Source organism: Streptomyces monomycini (assembly GCF_022271435.1).
Classification (GTDB): Bacteria; Actinomycetota; Actinomycetes; order Streptomycetales; family Streptomycetaceae; genus Streptomyces; species Streptomyces monomycini.
Genome location: NZ_JAFIQY010000053.1, coordinates 1 through 17,004, shown reverse-complemented (window position 1 = coordinate 17,004; position 17,004 = coordinate 1). Strand labels below are relative to the sequence as shown.

Genomic DNA, 17,004 nt, shown 5'->3' with positions numbered 1-17,004 from the left:
AGAGGTGGGTCGATGAGCACGTACCGGGACCGGGTGCACCGAGGATCCGCCAGAGCGACCGTGCTGCGCACGGTGGGCACCCGCGAGCGGCGCTCCCACCTGAGCGCGCCGCGCGTGCCGACCGTCGGCATCGACATCGGCGGGACGAAGGTGATGGCCGGCGTCGTCGACGCGGACGGCACGATCCTGGAGAAGGTCCGCACCGAGACTCCCGACAAGTCCAAGAGCCCCAAGGTCGTCGAGGACGTCATCACCGAACTGGTGCTGGATCTCTCCGACCGCCACGATGTGCACGCGGTGGGCATCGGCGCGGCCGGCTGGGTCGACGCCGAACGCAGCACCGTCCTCTTCGCACCCCACCTGAACTGGCGCAACGAGCCGCTGCGCGACCGCCTCGCGGGCCGCCTGGCGGTCCCCGTCATGGTCGACAACGACGCCAACACGGCCGCCTGGGCCGAATGGCGTTTCGGCGCGGGCCGCGGCGAGGACCACCTCGTCATGATCACGCTCGGTACCGGCATCGGCGGCGCGATCCTGGAGGACGGCGCGGTCAAGCGCGGCAAGTACGGCGTGGCCGGCGAATTCGGCCATATGCAGGTGGTTCCGGCCGGCCACCGCTGCCCGTGCGGCAACCGCGGCTGCTGGGAGCAGTACAGCTCCGGCAACGCCCTGGTCCGCGAGGCCCGCGAGCTGGCCGCCGCGGACTCCCCGGTCGCGTACAACATCATCGACCGGGTCGGCGGCCGCGTCACCGACATCACCGGCCCGCTCATCACCGAGCTGGCCCGCGAGGGCGACGCCATGTGCGTCGAGCTGCTCCAGGACATCGGCCAGTGGCTGGGCGTCGGCATCGCCAATCTCGCCGCCGCGCTGGATCCTTCCTGCTTCGTGATCGGCGGCGGCGTCAGCGCCGCCGACGACTTGCTCATCGGCCCGGCCCGGGACGCCTTCCGGCGCACCCTGACCGGCCGCGGCTACCGCCCCGAGGCCCGTATCGCCAAGGCCCAGCTGGGCCCCGAGGCCGGCATGGTCGGCGCCGCCGACCTGGCACGCCTGGTGGCCCGCCGCTTCCGGCGCGCCAACCGCCGGCGCGTGGAACGCTATGAGCGGTACGAACGATCGGGCCGGCGATGACGGAGCTGGACACCCCACCCATGACCGAGGAACACGATCCGCCCCGGCCCGGCCCGGGGCCGGCCGCGCGCGAGACCCCGGAGCGTCCGGAGGCACCGGCCGGGGCTTCGGGCGGGTCCCTGAACGGATCTCCGAGCGGTTCTCCGAGCGGGCCCCTGAACGGCGCTCCCAGCGGCCCTCCGCCCGGTCCTCCGTCCGGCCCCCCGCCCGTGCCCTCCGCCGGCGCGTCCGCGGCACCTCGCCCGCCGAGCCGGCGCCGCCGCTGGCTCACCGCGCTGGTCATCTTCCTGCTGATCGCCATCCCGGCGGGGTACATCGTCATCTCCGCCGAGCAGAGCCGGGACAGCGGCCAGAGCAAGGAGGAGGAAGCGGCCTCCACCGGCCTCTACAACGACTACCCCTCCAAGGTGCAGCAGCGCATCTACAACGTCCCGGTCCCGGCCGGTGCCACCCCCGTCTACTACTACGAGTCCAACGCCTGGCACCGCAGCTCCCTGTACGTCCAGTTCCGCACCAACGACTGGGGCCTGGACCACTACCTGAAGTGGATCGGCACCAGCCGCGACGCCCTCAAGGACGGCGAGATCACCATTACGGGCGCGCAGGCGGCGAAGGTCGGCTGGGACCTCAGCGGCGGCCAGTGGGCCGGCACCTCCCTCAAGGCCGAGGACCCCCACCCCAGCCAGAACATCACGGTCAACTTCGACGAACCGGGCCAGCCAGTGGTGTACGTCGTCTCGACGGTCCGCTTCGAACGCTGAGCGCCGTACTGGCGCGGGTGGGCGGGGCGACCGGCGGCTGCCCAGCGGCGATGGCTGCCTGGCGCGGCCTCGCCCACGGCGGAGCGCTGCGAGAACCCGAGGACCAGCAGCGGAACAACGGCGGCAACGCCCGCGGCCTGCGCCGACACCACACGTACGGCTACGCGGTGACCGGGAGGCCGCAGAACCAACGTGACCACATGCGCGGCCACCAGCAGCAGCCCCGTCACGTTGAACCGGCCCACCAGCTGCGCCCGGACCGCCGAGCCACATCCATGGTGACGATCTCGTCGGTCCACGCGGCGGGACCCGTGATCCCCCGCAACCCGCAACCCGATACCGAGCCCGGCAACAGCCGGTGCCCACTTCCCCGGGCTGGGCAGCAACTGACGAGGAACCCCAAGGATGAACGTTCTCCCAGCGACCGGCGGCCATGGAACTACAGGCTCACGAAGCGGCCTCGGGTGCTCCTCGTCCGCCCCTCGGGAAGGCGCGATCACCGGGCCCGTCTCCCGGCGTCCCCGGAGGCCCGCACCCACCCACACCACCCCGTGCTCACGCCACCCAACCGCCCACAGAAGAGGCCGGAAGAGGCCAGCGAGACAGAAGTAACGACAGCAACCCACTGAGGTTTCATCGACCAGGCGGCGCTCTTCCCTTTCCCCGTGAGGCGGCCACAATGGTCCGGAGTCTCGGACGCGGGGACGACATCCGTACGGGCGCGCGGGCGGTGGTCGGCCTGGGCGTGGGTGCGGGGCCGCGGGCCGGGTGCGCCGACCGACAGACCTTCCCGGGATCGCCCGAAGGAGTGGTACATGGTCGCTCATCGTGACTACCCCGTCATCGACGCCGACAGCCACATCGTGCTGCCCGATTCCGACGACTGGTGGCGGGGGAGGCTGCCCGAGAAGTATGCCGCCTGGATGCCGTCCTATCAGGACGATCGGCTGACCGCCGAGGGGCGGGTCATCGAACAGCCCTCGTCCACCTTCCACGGCCGGCCCACCCAGGCCGCCTGGTTCGGTGGCAGCCAGGGGGCCACCTACACCCCCGGCAGCTGGAAGTTCGACGACCCGGCCGCCGTGGACGTGCTCGGCGCCCTGCGGCGCGGCGGTCTGGATCCGAAGGACCGGCTCACCGCCATGGAGCGGGAGGGGATCAGCCGCGCCTACATCTTCCCGTCCAAGGTGCTCGGCCTGCTGCCGGCCCTGCGCAGTTCTGCTTTCGCGTACGAGGTCGCCAAGGCGTACAACGACTGGGTGCTGGCCTACTGCGCCGAGGACCGGGAGCGGTTGTTCCCGGTCGCCGCGCTGCCGCAGCACGACCTCGTGCTGGCGGTGGACGAGGCGCGCCGGGTCCTGGAGGAGGGTGTGCGCACCGTCATCCTGCGGCCCAACACCGTGGTCGGCACCAACATCGACGACCCGGTCTACGACCTGCTGTGGGAGTTCTGCCAGGAACACGGCGTGGCGGTCTGCTTCCACGAGGGGTTCGGGGTCGCGCGCATCCCCCGTATCGGCACCGAACGCACCCACGACACCATGCAGGGCCACCTGGTCAGCCACACCTTCGAGCACATGATGGCGGTCATGCTGCTCATCACCGGCGGTGTCCTGGAGCGGTTTCCCGGCGTGCGGTTCGCCTTCATGGAGAGCGGCGCGGGCTGGGCCCCGTTCTGGCTGAACCGGATGGACGACCACGCCGAGCAGTTCGCCAAGGACCGGCCGCCGCTTCCCGAGCGGCCCAGTACGTACTTCAAGCGGCAGTGTTACCTGGGGGTCGAGCCGGAGGACCCGCTGCTGCCCATGCTGATCGAGCAGGGGCTGGCGGAGAACCTGCTGTTCGCGAGCGACTTTCCGCACTTCGACGCCAAGTTCCCCGGCGCCGTCACCGCTCTGGCCGACCGGAAGGACATCGACGAGGCGGCCAAACGGCGGCTGCTGTGCGACAACGCCCGCCGCTTCTTCGGGATCGACTGATGGGGCGGGTTCCGGCGGAGCCGGACAGCCGGTTCGAAGCTGTCCTGGCGGGGCTGGAGGAACGGTCCCTCAAAGAGCAGCGGGAGCTGGAGGCGTTGCGTGCGGAGGGCGGCACCGCCCTGCGTGCACGTGCCGGCTCGTTCATGCTCGACGTCGGCCCGGACGTCGGGCAGCTGCTGAACTCCCTGGTCCGGGCGGCGGCCGCGCGCCTGGTCGTGGAGGTCGGCGGTTCGGTCGGCTACTCCACGCTCTGGCTCGCCGAGGCGGTGCGGGCCACCGGCGGACGTCTGTACTCCATCGAGGTCGACCCCGCGAAACAGGCGGAGCAGCGGGACAACGTGGCGGAGGCGGGTCTCGCCGACGTCGTCGAGCTGACCGCGCTGGAGGCGCCCGACCTCGTCCCCACCCTGCCCGGTCCCATCGACCTCGTCCTCCTGGACCACTGGAAGGAGCTGTACGTACGGGACTTCGACGCCTGCTGGCCGGCGCTGCGGCCGGGGGGCCTGGTGGTGGCCGACAACATCCTGGTCCCGAAGAAGAACGCCGAGGTCATCGCCGCGTATCGGCGGCATGTGGACGGCGTGCCGGACGCGCGGAGCCAGGTGCTGAAGATCGGGGACGGGGTCGAGTTCACCGTAAAGCGTGAAGCGCGGCCCGGCGTTCGGCGAGGTCCCGGTTCCGGGCCCTAGCGTGGCCCCGCCACCGACGCCCCCTCTTCCGACGGAGAGCTTGGAACATGAAGATCGGCATCGAGTCAGAACTGCCCGTGGTCGACCGCCGGGGGGCCGCGGCCGACCGCCCGGCCACCCGGGCCGTCTTCGAACGGCTCGCCGCCCGCCCGGACTTCGTCCCGTACCACGACGCCACCACCGGCACGCTGGTCGGCGCCCGGTCGGCGCGTGACCACGGGGCCCTGGACGTGGGCAACGACTACGGCTTCTGCACGGTCGAGGCGGCCCTGCCGCCGGAAGAGGGGTTCGCCGCCGCCAAGGCCGCCTGGCACCGCACGCTCGACGACGTGGTGTTCCCGGCCCTGGCGGCCGAGGGGCTGTCCGCCCTCGCGCACGGCTGCCAGCCGCTGACCGAGACCCTCGGCGGCCCGTACCTGGCCGACAAGGCGCACTACGGTCTGTGGCTGGCACAGGCGGAGCGGTATCCGGGGCACTACGCCAGTGACGCCTGGCCCGGATTCGCCGCCGTCCAGTTCAACGTCGACGTCCCGCTGCCGCGGGTGATCGACGCCTGCAACACGCTCATCAAGATGACGCCGCTGATCTTCGCGTGGGGCGCCAACTCCGCGGTCTTCGGCGGCCGTGTACAGCCCTGGCGGTCCCTGCGGCTGCGCGGCTACACGGAACTGTCCGAGACCAACCCGTTCTTCGCCCACCGCCTGCACTACCCCCACCACCTCTACGGCAGTCTGGCGGACTACATGCGTGCGGCGTGGGCGCTGCCGATCTTCGAAGTCACGCGGCACGGCATCCTCCACACCCCGCTGGTGCCCGAGCTGACGACGCAGCAGTTCGCCGAGGCGGGCCACGCCGAGTTCGTGGACCCGGACGGCACCAAGCGCATCCTGCACTGCACCATCGCCGACCTGGCGTCCGGCCTGGTCTTCTGCTGGCCGGCGGTACGGGTACGGATGCGGCTGGACGAGTCGTGCACCGTCGCCGAGGCGCTGGAGGCGGTGGCGGCGGACCGGGGCGAGGCGGTGCTCCGGGACGGCGGACGCGGCACCTTCGTCGAGATCCGCCATCTGCCCACGATGAACCGGGAGGAGACGTTCGCCTGGCTGGCCGTCCTGCTGGGCTGGCTGGGCGACATCGAGGGCTGCCGCGACCTGTTCGGCGGCTGGTCGCTCCAGGACGCCCGCACGGCCGCCGCCGAGGTCCAGACCCGCGGCTGGGCGGCCGAGGTCGCCGGGGTGCCGCTGACGGAGTGGGGCCGGCGCTCCCTGGACCTGGCGGCCGCGTCGCTGCGCCGGGAGCCGGTGGCGCCGGCCGAGGAGCTGGAACCGCTGGCCCGGCGGCTGCGGGACCGGACGAGCCCGGCGACCGACGCCGTCGCGCAGGTCCGTTCCGAGGGGATCGAGGCGTTCGTGGAGGGGCTGCGGATGTGCTGAGAGAGCCGGCGCGGGGCCGTACGGCTGGAGGCGGGGGCCGTACGGAGGGGCGGCGGCCGGGAGGCGAGGACGTACGGACGACCGGGAGGGCTACGGGATGGGACGGCGGCAGACGCGAGAAGGGGATCGGCGGGGCGCGCCCGGCAGGCCGCCGGAGCCCCGGGACGCGTACAACTTCTCCGCGGGGCCCGCGACGCTGCCCCGGCCGGTGGCCCGGCGGGTGCGCGAGGAGTTCGCGGCGCACGTGGGCGACGGCGCCTCGATCATCGAGATCAGCCACAAGCACCCCCGCTTCACCGGAGTGCTCGACACCGCCGTGACGCTGTACCGGGAGGTGACCGGGCTCCCGGAGGACCACCATGTGCTGTTCGTGCACGGCGGCGCCCGGATGCAGTGCGCCGCCGTGCCGCTCAACCTCGTCGGCCGGTCACCGACCCGTACCGCCGGGTACGTCGTGACCGGCCTGTTCGCCCAGCAGGCGCAGCGGGAAGGCGCCCGCTACGGCACCGCGGTGACCGTCGCCGGGAGCGAGGGCACCGGCTTCGACCGGATACCGGAGGTGACCGCACGGCACTGCCCGCCGGACGCCGCCTTCCTCCACCTCACCAGCAACAACACCGTCTACGGCACCCGCTGGAACGATTTTCCGCGGGACTGCCCCGCCCCGCTGGTGGCCGACGCCACCAGCGACATCCTCTCCCGGCGGCTGGACCACGGCCGGTTCGGCATCGTCTACGCCGGGTTCCAGAAGAACCTGGGGCCCGCCGGCACGGCTCTGGTGACCGTACGGGACGACCTGCTCGGCCACGCGCTGCCGGAGACCCCCCGACTGCTGGACTACTCCGTCCACGCGGCGTCCACATCCCTCGACAACACCCCGAACACCTTCGCCGTCTTCGTCCTCGCCCTGACGCTGGAGTGGATACGTGACCAGGGCGGTCTCGCGGCGGTCGAGCGGACGAACCTGGCCAAGGCGCGGCTGCTGTACGAGGAGCTGGACCGTACGGCGTTCTACCGCCCCACCGCCCACCCGGACCACCGCTCCGTCACCAACATCGTCTTCCGGCTCGCCGACGAGTCGCTGACCGGGGAGTTCCTGGACCGGGCGCGGGAGGAGGGGCTTCTCGGGCTGGCCGGGCACCGTCTGGTGGGCGGGGTGCGGGCGTCCGTCTACAACGGGATGCCCCTGGAGGGCGTACGGGCGCTGGGGGGCTTCCTCCGGGAGTTCGCGCGCGTACGGGGGTGAGGCGGGGCCGCGCGGACGGATGGACGAGGGCCCGGCCCAGAGCGCGGCCGGGCCCCGCGGGCCGGTTCAGTCGCCGGGCTTGACCACGGTGAACGCGTACCGGCCGAGGCTGAAGAAGTACCGGCCCGCCGCGTCCAGTTCGCGCAGCTCCCGGGCCCAGTCCCTGGTCTCCTCCGGGTCCGCGCCGGGATGGCCGGCGAGGAACGCCTCGATGAAGCCGACCTGCCAGTAGCTGTAGGCGTCGCGGTGGCACCGCCGGTTCAGGAAGGTCAGCGTGGTCAGGCTCTCCTCGGTGAACCCGGCCTCCTGGAGCAGCGGACCGAGCCGCCGGGGCAGCCGGGGGTCGGCGACGTGGTCCTCCCACAGGGTGAGGATCCGCCGCATCCGGGGGCGGTCGGCGGAGTGCCACACCAGGGAGTCCCAGTCGGTGTCGAGCACCACCGCGCGGCCTCCCGGGCGCAGCACCCGGTACAGCTCGGCCAGCGCCCGTTCGATGTCGCCGACGTACTCGTAGACCTGCGAGGAGACGGCAGCGTCGAACGACGCGTCGGGGAACGGAATCTCCTCGCAGCGCCCCGTCACCAGGTTCACCCGCGCGCCGGCCGGCGCGCACCGCGCCCTGGCCAGGTCCAGCATCGACGCGCTGATGTCGATGCCGCACACCGCGCCGTCCGGGCCGACCGGGTCCACCAGCTCCGAGATCAGGTAGCCGGGGCCGCAGCCGACGTCCAGCACCCGCTGCCCGGACGTCACGGCGAGCTGCCGGAGCAGGTGCTGCCGCTGCCCGCGCATCTCGGGGGTGTGCGCCTCGATGTCGGCCTCGCAGGCCCGTTCGCCGTCGAAGCGCAGGAGAGCGGTCATGAGGGCACCCCCTCCTCCGTACGGGCCACCTGCGGCGCGCCGGTTTTCCCGGGAGCGGCGGGCCGGTGCCGGGCGCGGGCCAGCGCCCGGTCGGTCAGGGCGCCGGCCTCGCCCACGTAGCGGGCGGGGTCGAGCAGGTCGTCGAGCGTGGTGGCGGAGATCTGCGAAGTGATGTCCGAGCACTCGCGCACGCAGGCGCGCAGCGGGCGGCCGTCGCTCTGCGCCCGCTGGCTCACCGCGTAGACGAGGGCGTGCGCGCTCTGCTTGCCGATGCGTTCGCCCAGCGCCAGCATCAGGGCCTCCGTGCACAGGAATTCCGCCACGGAGGCCGCGTTCGCCGCCATCCGTTCGCGGTGCACCTGGAGCCCGGCGAGGACCTCGTTCAGGATCGCCAGGGCCGCCAGCGTGTAGTGCGAGACGTCGGCGACCGTGACCCACTCCATCCGCAGGCCCCGCGCGTCGCGCTCGTGCTCCTGCACCATGCCCTCGACGCCGAGCGCGGCGGCGGAACGGGCCAGCCGGGCCAGCAGGACGACCTGCTCGGAACGTTCGGGATTGCGCTTGTGCGGCATGGTGCTGCTGCCCACCCGCCCGTACTCCCAGCCTTCGGACAGTTCGCCGACCTCGGCGCGCGAGAGGACCCGGATCTCCTCGGCGATCCGGGCCAGCGTCCCCGTCAGCAGGGCCAGCGTGGTGCCGTACTCCGCCACCCGGTCCCGGGCCACGTGCCAGCCGACGACGGGCTCCCCGAGCCCGAGGCGGGCGGCGAAGTCGGTGAGCAGTTCCTGCCCGCGCCCCTGGAACCCGGCCATGGTGCCGACGCCGCCGTGCAGTTGGGCCACCAGGGCCCGTTCGCGCAGCTGGGCCAGCCGCTCACCGTGCCGCCCCAGTTCGTCGAGCCAGCTCGCCACCTTGAGGCCGAAGGTGATCGGCAGCGCGGGCTGGGCGTGGGTGCGGCCCACCATCAGGGAGTCGCGGTGTGCCCCGGCCAGCGCGATCAGCCGTGTCGTCATGGCGGCGAGTTCCCGGTCCGCCTCGTCGAGCACGTCGCGCATCTCCAGGGACTGCGCGGTGTCCTGGATGTCCTGGGTGGTCGCCCCCAGGTGCACCATCTCCCCCGAGCCCGCCTCGCACGCCGCCGCCAGGCCGCGCAGCAGCGGCACGAGCGAGTGGCCCGTACGGCGGAACTCGGGCTCCAGGGCAGCCAGGTCGATCCGGCCCGGCTCGCAGGCCCGCGCCACCCGCGCCGCAGTACCGGGGGCGATCATGCCGAGCCGTTCCTGACTGGCCGCCAGGGCGGCCTCCACCCGGAGCCATCGGTGCAGCCGACATCGGTCGCAGAAGATACGGCGGCTGGTGGCCGTGGCGTACCCCTGCCCGTGGAAGGCGGAGTCCAGTACGTGCCCCCGCTCGTGCCCGCACTCCGCCGCCGCGCGGCCGCCGTCGCCCTCGAACACCGGTGGCGCGGGCGCGGGGCCGGCGGGTCCGTGGGGGAGGCCGTCCCCGTTCGTGGCGGGTGCCTGCTGGTGCCTGCGAGAAATAGCCATGAATCCTCGCGTTCAGTGAGTCGCTTCTAGATCACTTGGGTCATCCCGGCAGAACTCGCCTCATGGCACCACATGGGGGAGTCGGGGCCAATAGGGTGCGCGGGGGGTGTTCCGGGGACGAGGAGAAGGCGACCTTTCAGCGCCGGCTGCGCGGTGTCCGGAAGGCGGCTTCCCGCTCCGGGCGCTGCCGACGGCGGGCCCGGGGCGGGAGGCCGCCGGGCGGACCGCCGGTGGTTGACGCCAAGACGTGGGGATGTGGGATGGACGTCCGGTCCGCGGTGACCTGCCAGAAGGACACGAACGCAGCCACACCGCGCTCCAGGCGAAGACGGTCCAGGACCTGCGTCGCGGGCGGCGCGGCACCCGGTCGGCGAACGCGCGCGCCCGTGCTCACGACCGGGGTGATGGCCACAGTCGGATCGGCGGGCCTGGCCATCAGCGTCGGCCTGCTCTGCATGATGCAGCTCGGCCAGTCCCTCTTCGGCAGTCTCGCGATCGGCAATTCCATCGCGTTCACGGCTTTCGACCTGTGCCTGATCGTGGCCGCACTCGAATGCCGCAGCGAGACCGGCACCGCGCTGACGACCGCCAGTTTCGACAGCAAGCAGATGAACCGGGCCGTCCTCGTCGAAGTCGTCCTGGCCGTCGTCATCGCGCAGATGGACCTCTTTCACCGCCTGCTGGGGACCACCGACATCGACATGAAGCATTTCGCGTGGGCCCTCGTGCCCGCCCTCGCGCTGCTGTTCCTGTGGGAACTCGGCAAGCTCATGGCCCGTGGGCGAGGCCGTGTCGAGTGACGGCCGGGGTTACGCGACTGCCCGAAAGGCCCTGTCGGATGCCCGGCAGGGCAGAGTGCGGAGCAATACCCGATGCGCTGGATCCGCGCCCCGCCCGAAAGCGTCCTGACATCGAAATGATGAACCCTCGCAGGTTCATGGAATGCGCTCCGTGAACAAGCGACTGCAAAACCTGCATGCGCGGCGGCAGGGGAAGCGACTCCGCAGGTGAGGGGTGGTAACGAAACGGCAACACTTTCGGTGTTCCGGCTCGTGTCGGGCAACCTTCCGGCCTGAGTTATTTCCGTGGAAGCGCTTCGGTGTCCGAGGGGTGCTTCCGCCTTCCCCGGGCGTTACATGCCCACGCCATCCCCCGAAGAGATTCACATCACATTGGCCGGGTTTGGGGAACCTGTCCGCAAACAAGGCCCTCTGTACGTGCATGACGCAGGTGAGCAGAGAAGTGCGGGGTTCCGTGGCAGTGGCGGTCAAAAGACTGGCCTCGCCTGCGGAGCGGCTCACCCCGTCGCGGCTCGCGCCGTCTTTCGCGGCGCTACTGGCCATGGGGTCCTATTGCCTCGGTATGGCGATGCTGGGCAGTTATCCGTTCGGCTCCCGTTCCCGTGCCGTCAACGACCTCGGTAATCAGTTTGTGCCGTTCCACGCTCATCTGTGGGACCTGCTGCACGGCAAGGCCACGGGCGACTTGGCCTTCAACTGGAACAGCGGCTACGGCGTCCCCTTTCTCGCGGACTTCCTCACCTATCTGATGAATCCGTTTTCCTGGCTCGTCGGCCTGTTTCCCCGCGACCTGGTCGAGCTGCCGGTCTTTCTCGTCACGCTGGGCTGCATCGGGCTCGGTACGGCGCTGATGACCGTCTTCCTCGGGCGCCTGCACCCCGGTTCGCCGTGGCTGCGCGCGCTGCTCGCGGTGGGCTACGGGACCTGCGGCTGGGTGGTGAGCGACGGCACGGCGGACCCGATGTGGATGTGGGGGCTGGTCTCGCTGCCGCTGACCGGCATCGCCGCCGACTGGTGCCTGCACCGGCGCCGCTGGGTGATCGGCACCCTGTTCGTCGGCGTGTCGTGGGCGGGGAACTTCTACACGGCGGCGATGGCGACCCTCGCCATGGCGCTGGTACTGGTTGTACGCCTGCTGCTCGCCACGGACCTGCCCGTACGGGACCGGCTGCGCTCCCTGGCCCGCGCGGCCACCATGGCGCTGACCGGCATCCTGCTGGCGGCCCCCGCCGTCATCGTCAGCTTCAAGGCCAGCAAGGCGTCCCAGCCTGCCCCGGAGGCGGTCTTCCGGGGGCGGCCGCCGACGCTGGACTTCCTGGCGGAGCTGCTGCCCGGCGGGCGGGGTGCGGTGAACGCGCCGCACCTGTTCATCGGAGTGCTGGGGCTGCTGCTGGTGGCGGCCTTCCCGTTCATCCGTGCCATTCCGGTCCGTACGCGGGTCGCCTGGTACGTCCTGGCCGCCGGTGTCGCGGTCTCCTTCGTGTGGAAGCCGACGCTGCTGCTCTGGCACGGTCTGGCGGTCCCCAACGGCAGCCCGTACCGCGCCTCCTTCGTGCTCAGCGCGGTGCTGGTGATGATCGCGTGGCTGGCGCTGGCGCACCGGCCGCGCCCGCGCGAGCTGGCGGGCGGTGCTGTACTGGTCGCCCTGCTCGCCGTGCTGTGCCACGGCCGGCACGGGGTCGGCCCGGCCACCTGGATCCTGGTGCTGGGCTCCGGCGCGGTGGTGCTCGCGGCGCTGCTGGCGCTGGCCCGAAAGCGCGCGGGACGAACCCTGCATACCGTCGTCGCCGCCGCGCTGACCTGCGCCGTCTTCTTCGGCTCGGCCTATGCGGCGTTCTCCGTGACGGGGGCCAGGGACAAGCTCAAGTGGTTCAAGCCGAAGATCACTCTGAGCGCGGAAGCACTCAAGACCCACCGCGAGCTCGGACAGCGAAACGACTGGCCGCACTCCCGCACCGACCCCGGACCGCACGAGTTCGCCAACAACGACCCCCTGCTGCTGGGCGGCGAAGGCGGCTCGTACTACAGCAGCTACCTGCCGAAGCAGACCGCGCGCACCCTGCGCGAGATGGGCGCCGGCTGGTACATCCAGGGCCGTCACACACTCAGCGTCCAAGACCCTGTAAGCCGGGCGATCATGGGCGTGAGCAGCTTCCGCACCGGCCCGCAGGCAGGCCCTGTCCGGGTAGGACAGTCCGCCGCCGCGCCCCTGCTGACCGTACGGTCGGGACTGACGGCGGACGGTTTCGACCAGCACCGGAGCGGGGCCGCCGCGCGAGGCATCGACGTACGGCACGACCCGCGGGTCGGCGGCGGCACGGTCTTCGCCCGCCAGGAACGGCTGCTCGGCGCTTCCCTCTACCAGGTGCCGAGCCTGCGCCCCACGGCCGGCCCCGCACCGCGGCGGCTCGACGGCGGCTGGCGCCTGCCCGCCGCCCCCAAGCGCAACGTGGTCACCTCCTTCAGCGCCCAGTGCACCCCCGGGAGCACGGCGTACTGGTACGCCCCCTGGTACGCAGGGCACGTCACCGGTCCGGGAGGCACCACACGCGGTGTCGGCCGGCAGCAGATGACGGCCAACAGCATCAAGCGCCTGGGCACGGTTCCCGCCGACGGGCGGCTGACGGTGTCCTTCAGCAGCCCGAAGGCCCAGCACATCCCGGAACACCCGATCGGCTGCCTGGCCCCGAAGAAGCTCGCCGCCGCCGTGGCGGACCTGCGCAAGAAAGCGCCCGTACGGCTCTCGTCGAGCGGCCACGGGCTGTCCGCCGAGCTGCCCGCGCACAGCACGGGCACGGCCGTCCTCGCGGTGCCGACGGTCACCGGCTGGGGCTGCCGGGTGGACGGTGGTGCCTGGCGCGCCCCGCACTCGTTCGGCGGTCTGATGGCCGTACCGCTCGGAGCGGGCGCCACGCGGCTGGACTGCTCGTACCGCACGCCCGGGCTGCTGCCCGGCCTGGCAGCGAGCGGCGGCGCCCTGCTGGCGCTGACCGCCGTGGCCGTCACCTGCGGCGTACGGCGGCGCACGGCACGCCCCGGCGCCCCGGCGCCATCCGCATCTTCTTCTCCCCAGAGCCCACTTCCGGGCTCCAGAACATCTACGGACGCGGTGCACGCTGCCGCGGCCCGCCCCGGTGAAAGGGCTGAGTCATGAAACTTTCGGTCGTTGTCCCCTGTTACAACGAAGAGGAAGTCATCGGCCGCTTCGACGAGAAGATCCGCGAGGTGCTCGGCCGGCTCGCCGTCGAGTACGAGCTGTGCTACGTCGACGACGGCAGCGCGGACGGCACGCTGCAGCGGATACGCACCCTCGCCCAGCAGAACGGCAGCACCACCCGCTACGTCTCCTTCAGCCGTAACTTCGGCAAGGAGGCCGCGATGCTCGCGGGCCTGAAGGAGGCGGGCGGCGACGCCGTCATCCTGATGGACGCCGACCTCCAGCACCCGCCCGAGCTCATCGAGAAGATGCTGGACCTCTACCAGCTCGGCCACGACCAGGTCATCGCCAGGCGCAGCCGGGAGGGCGACAAGCCGCTGCGGAGCATGGTCAGCAAGCTGTACTACCGCGCGGTCAACAAGTGGGTCGATGTGGAACTGACCGACGGGGTCGGTGACTTCCGGCTGCTGTCGCGCACCGCCGTGGACGCGCTGGTCTCGCTGCCCGAGTACAACCGCTTCTCCAAGGGCCTGTTCTCCTGGATAGGCTTCGACACCGTCACCTTCGACTACCGCAACGCCCAGCGCGAGGGCGGCGCGACCAAGTGGCGCTTCGGCTCGCTGGTCAACTACGGCATCGACGGCATGATCTCCTTCAACAGCCGTCCGCTGCGGGTGGCGATCTACGCGGGGCTGAGTCTGGCCGGGCTGGCCGCCGCGTACGCCCTGTGGATCATCGGCGCGGCGGTCGTCGGCGGTGTCACCGCGCCGGGTTATGTGACGCTGGTGGCGATCATCGTGGGCCTGGGCGGGCTCCAGATGGTGATGCTCGGCCTGATCGGCGAGTACATCGGCCGCATCTACTACGAGACCAAGCGGCGCCCGCACTTCCTGGTCAAGGAGACCAACGGGACGGCGCCCGCCCACCACCCCGAGGCCCGACTCGCCGGCCGGGCCGGCCGATGACCCTTCACGCACCCGCACCGGGCAGCGGTTCCCCGACCGCGGAGCGCCGCAGCCAACTGGCCCGGCTGCTGCGCTTCGCCGTCGTCGGAGGCGTCAACACCCTCACCTTCTACGGCTGTTACCTGGTGCTGCACCCGTGGATGGCGTACTTCGCCGCCTACACGATCGCGTTCCTGTTCAGCATGGTGGGCTCGTTCTTCCTGAACACCTACTTCACCTACCGCACCCGTCCCACCTGGAAGAAGTTCCTGCTCTTCCCGCTCACCCAGGTCACCAACTACGTGGTGCAGAGCGCGGGTCTGGTCGTGCTGGTCAACTGGTGCGGGCTCGGCACCCGTATCGCGCCGCTGGTCGCCTCGGTGATCGCGATCCCGTTCACCTACCTGGTGTCCACCCGCATTCTGGCGCCGAGGCGTAACGGCGGCTGGGAGAGCGTGCCCAGCACGTCGAACTGAGAACGGGGATCAGGGAACCCGGCGCGCCGCCACCCCCTCTACCCAGGTGGCTCATTTCGGTATGGGCCGGTCTAGTACGTCTTCGGTGCTGCTGGGTGCCGTGAAGGAGCAAGTTGTGTCAACGCCCCCGTCCCGTATGTCCAGGCGGCGGCTGCTCCAGGCTGCCGGGGGCGGCGCTGCCGCGGTGGCGGCCGGGGCCGGAGTGTGGGCCTGGTCGGGGCCGGGGATGCCGCTGTCGCAGGTGGCCGACCCGGCGCGGGAGCGGGAGGCCGCCGCGCACGGCGCGGAGCAGGCGTTCCTGCACATCGTCGCGCATGCCGACGATTCGCTGTACTTCATGAATCCGGCGCTGGAGCAGTCGGTGCGCAGTGGCGCCCGGTCGGTGACGGTGTGCCTGACCGGCGGTGAGTCGGACGGCCGCAACTATCCCGGACCCAAGAGCGGGGACCGGACGCCGCCGAGCGATCGTGCGGCGTTCGTGCGAGCCCGTATCAACGGACTGCGGGCCGCGCACGCCGTGATGGCCACCGGGGACCCGCTCAGCCCGTGGGATGTGGAGGCCATTTCCCTGCTGCCCGGCTTGCAGGTGGAGATGCAGACGCTGCGTGCCGCGCCGCAGAACCAGTTGGTCTTCATGGAACTGGTGGAGGCTCGGTCCGTCTCGCTGCCGCGCGCACAGAGCCTGCGCGGCCTGTGGCTGGGCGCCACCGACGGGCTGCCCACGCTGCTTCCGGAGGGCACTCCCGTACAGCGCACGTTCCGTTACACCCGTGAGCAGGTCATCGAGACGCTGATCGCCCTCTTGGAACGGGTGCGGCCCACCGTGGTGCGCACCCTCGACCCGAACGCGGTCCACGCCCCGCACCAGCCCCCGCCCACCGGCGACCCGAAACTGCGCGGCTTTCAGTACTACGACCACCAGGACCACACCAGCTCGGCGTACTTCGCGCAAGCGGCACTGGCGGGCTACTGGGGGCGCAAGCACAGCCGCCCGACGGTCGTGGAAAGTTACCTCGGTTATGAGTTGGGGGCACTTCCGAACAATGTCGATCTGTCGACTGCCCGGCGTAAGGGTGAGTTGTTGTCGGTGTACGGCTGGGCGGACGGTCGTGACTGCGGGGACCGGGCGGGGTGTGGTGACCGTAAGGTCGGCGGGTCGGCGTTCGAGGGGTGGTCGCGTAACTGGACGCGTAGTACCCGGTTGCGGGCTCCTGGGTCGAACAGCTGGTTGCGGCCGTTGAAGGACGGGCGGCTGGCGGCGTTCGCGGTGCTGGACGGTGCTGCGGTGTGCTGGGCCGAGACCGCGCCGGGCAACGGCAGCTTCAGTGGTCCGCACCGGCTCGGCGGCGGCTTCCTCCAGGGGCAGATCCATGTGGTGAGCCATCCGGGTGGGGCGTTGCAGTTGTTCGCCTCCCGGACGGTGCTGCCGGCCCGTAACCATGCGCACCGCCGGGAGCTGGTGACCGCGTTGCAGAACGGCACCGCGCGTAACGGGGTGCCGGTCTTCGGGGCGTGGGAGTCACTGGGCACTCCGGATGCCGCGCCGGCGAAGTCCCTGGAGACGGGCTTCCCGGTGGCAGTGGTCGGCCAGGACGGCACGGTGCACGTCTTCGCCCGTGACTGGAGCGGAGGCATCGCGTACCGCAGCGGCGCCCAGGGCGGGGACTGGTCGCTGTGGCGACAGCTGGACGCGCCCACCACCCACCGGGGAGCGAAGGGCCGGGTGCCGGGCGTCGTCGACGGGCTGGACGCGTGCGTGGATTCCGAGGGGCTGGTGCATGTGGTGGCGCCGGGCACTGACCGGGCCGTGCACCACTGGGTGTCGAGGGAGGCGGGGCAGATACCGGAGTCCACGGGGGAGACGGGTCTGCCCGAGCCGGGCGGTCCGTTGAGTGTGGTGGCGCTGGGGGAGGGGGAGGTGCGTGTGGCGTACCGGCAGAGTGTCACGGCCCAGGTGGTGCTGGCTGAGCGGCGGGC

At 71.5% G+C, this 17,004-nt stretch carries 13 protein-coding genes; 11 read left to right on the top strand and 2 right to left on the bottom strand.

The window, feature by feature from the left end; genetic code table 11:
- Window positions 1-12: 12 nt before the first annotated feature.
- The 6 genes from JXZ78_RS36210 to serC all read left to right on the top strand — a co-directional run bounded on the left by JXZ78_RS36210 (window position 13) and on the right by serC (window position 7,242).
- Window positions 13-1,134, top strand: a complete 1,122-nt coding sequence (locus JXZ78_RS36210) for an ROK family glucokinase (RefSeq protein WP_030023694.1) — start codon at window positions 13-15, stop codon at window positions 1,132-1,134.
- Window positions 1,135-1,343: 209 nt separating this feature from the next.
- Window positions 1,344-1,895, top strand: coding sequence for a hypothetical protein (locus JXZ78_RS36205; protein WP_030023693.1), 552 nt, complete (start codon window positions 1,344-1,346; stop codon window positions 1,893-1,895).
- 815 nt (window positions 1,896-2,710) lie between these two features.
- A complete protein-coding gene (locus JXZ78_RS36200) occupies window positions 2,711-3,874 on the top strand; it encodes an amidohydrolase family protein (RefSeq protein ID WP_030023692.1) in 1,164 nt (387 codons plus the stop codon).
- Complete coding sequence (locus JXZ78_RS36195) at window positions 3,874-4,563, top strand: O-methyltransferase (protein ID WP_030023690.1); 690 nt, start codon at window positions 3,874-3,876, stop codon at window positions 4,561-4,563. Before JXZ78_RS36200 ends, JXZ78_RS36195 begins: the two co-directional genes overlap by 1 nt.
- Before the next feature lie 47 nt (window positions 4,564-4,610).
- Window positions 4,611-5,996, top strand: coding sequence for a glutamate-cysteine ligase family protein (locus tag JXZ78_RS36190; protein ID WP_030023689.1), 1,386 nt, complete (start codon window positions 4,611-4,613; stop codon window positions 5,994-5,996).
- Window positions 5,997-6,093: 97 nt separating this feature from the next.
- Window positions 6,094-7,242, top strand: coding sequence for a 3-phosphoserine/phosphohydroxythreonine transaminase (serC, locus tag JXZ78_RS36185; protein ID WP_030023688.1), 1,149 nt, complete (start codon window positions 6,094-6,096; stop codon window positions 7,240-7,242).
- 66 nt (window positions 7,243-7,308) lie between these two features.
- Here the strand turns inward: serC and JXZ78_RS36180 are convergent, their stop codons facing one another.
- Window positions 7,309-8,103 carry a methyltransferase domain-containing protein gene (locus JXZ78_RS36180; RefSeq protein WP_030023687.1) on the bottom strand — a complete coding sequence of 265 codons (795 nt, stop codon included), beginning with the start codon at window positions 8,101-8,103 and terminating at the stop codon, window positions 7,309-7,311.
- Window positions 8,100-9,650 carry a class-II fumarase/aspartase family protein gene (locus tag JXZ78_RS36175; protein WP_078624594.1) on the bottom strand — a complete coding sequence of 517 codons (1,551 nt, stop codon included), beginning with the start codon at window positions 9,648-9,650 and terminating at the stop codon, window positions 8,100-8,102. Before JXZ78_RS36175 ends, JXZ78_RS36180 begins: the two co-directional genes overlap by 4 nt.
- 62 nt (window positions 9,651-9,712) lie before the next feature.
- On the opposite strand from JXZ78_RS36175, the gene JXZ78_RS36170 reads away from it, so the two are divergent.
- From JXZ78_RS36170 to JXZ78_RS40530, 5 genes are all read left to right on the top strand, one after another.
- Entirely contained in the window at window positions 9,713-10,450 is a 738-nt protein-coding gene (locus JXZ78_RS36170; protein WP_078624593.1) for a cation-translocating P-type ATPase C-terminal domain-containing protein, read from the top strand.
- A 541-nt stretch (window positions 10,451-10,991) separates the two neighbouring features.
- Entirely contained in the window at window positions 10,992-13,604 is a 2,613-nt protein-coding gene (locus tag JXZ78_RS36165) for a YfhO family protein (RefSeq protein WP_238783614.1), read from the top strand.
- Complete coding sequence (locus tag JXZ78_RS36160; protein WP_238783613.1) at window positions 13,601-14,572, top strand: glycosyltransferase family 2 protein; 972 nt, start codon at window positions 13,601-13,603, stop codon at window positions 14,570-14,572. The genes JXZ78_RS36165 and JXZ78_RS36160 overlap by 4 nt, the downstream gene beginning before the upstream one ends.
- On the top strand, window positions 14,569-15,027 hold the full coding sequence (locus JXZ78_RS36155; protein WP_238783612.1) for a GtrA family protein: 459 nt from the start codon (window positions 14,569-14,571) through the stop codon (window positions 15,025-15,027). Before JXZ78_RS36160 ends, JXZ78_RS36155 begins: the two co-directional genes overlap by 4 nt.
- A gap of 115 nt (window positions 15,028-15,142) precedes the next feature.
- Window positions 15,143-17,004, top strand: a 1,862-nt coding sequence (locus JXZ78_RS40530; RefSeq protein ID WP_308281074.1) for a PIG-L family deacetylase, incomplete at its 3' end; no start/stop codon positions are given.

Bases quoted from the DNA above. Each gene is read 5' to 3' on its own strand.
- JXZ78_RS36195 (WP_030023690.1), top strand. From the start codon at position 3,874: ATGGGGCGGGTTCCGGCGGAGCCGGACAGCCGGTTCGAAGCTGTCCTG.
- JXZ78_RS36180 (WP_030023687.1), bottom strand. From the start codon at position 8,103: ATGACCGCTCTCCTGCGCTTCGACGGCGAACGGGCCTGCGAGGCCGAC.
- JXZ78_RS36170 (WP_078624593.1), top strand. From the start codon at position 9,713: ATGGCACCACATGGGGGAGTCGGGGCCAATAGGGTGCGCGGGGGGTGT.
- JXZ78_RS36165 (WP_238783614.1), top strand. From the start codon at position 10,992: ATGGGGTCCTATTGCCTCGGTATGGCGATGCTGGGCAGTTATCCGTTC.
- JXZ78_RS36175 (WP_078624594.1), bottom strand. From the start codon at position 9,650: ATGGCTATTTCTCGCAGGCACCAGCAGGCACCCGCCACGAACGGGGAC.
- JXZ78_RS36155 (WP_238783612.1), top strand. From the start codon at position 14,569: ATGACCCTTCACGCACCCGCACCGGGCAGCGGTTCCCCGACCGCGGAG.
- JXZ78_RS36190 (WP_030023689.1), top strand. From the start codon at position 4,611: ATGAAGATCGGCATCGAGTCAGAACTGCCCGTGGTCGACCGCCGGGGG.
- serC (WP_030023688.1), top strand. From the start codon at position 6,094: ATGGGACGGCGGCAGACGCGAGAAGGGGATCGGCGGGGCGCGCCCGGC.
- JXZ78_RS36160 (WP_238783613.1), top strand. From the start codon at position 13,601: ATGAAACTTTCGGTCGTTGTCCCCTGTTACAACGAAGAGGAAGTCATC.
- JXZ78_RS36200 (WP_030023692.1), top strand. From the start codon at position 2,711: ATGGTCGCTCATCGTGACTACCCCGTCATCGACGCCGACAGCCACATC.
- JXZ78_RS36210 (WP_030023694.1), top strand. From the start codon at position 13: ATGAGCACGTACCGGGACCGGGTGCACCGAGGATCCGCCAGAGCGACC.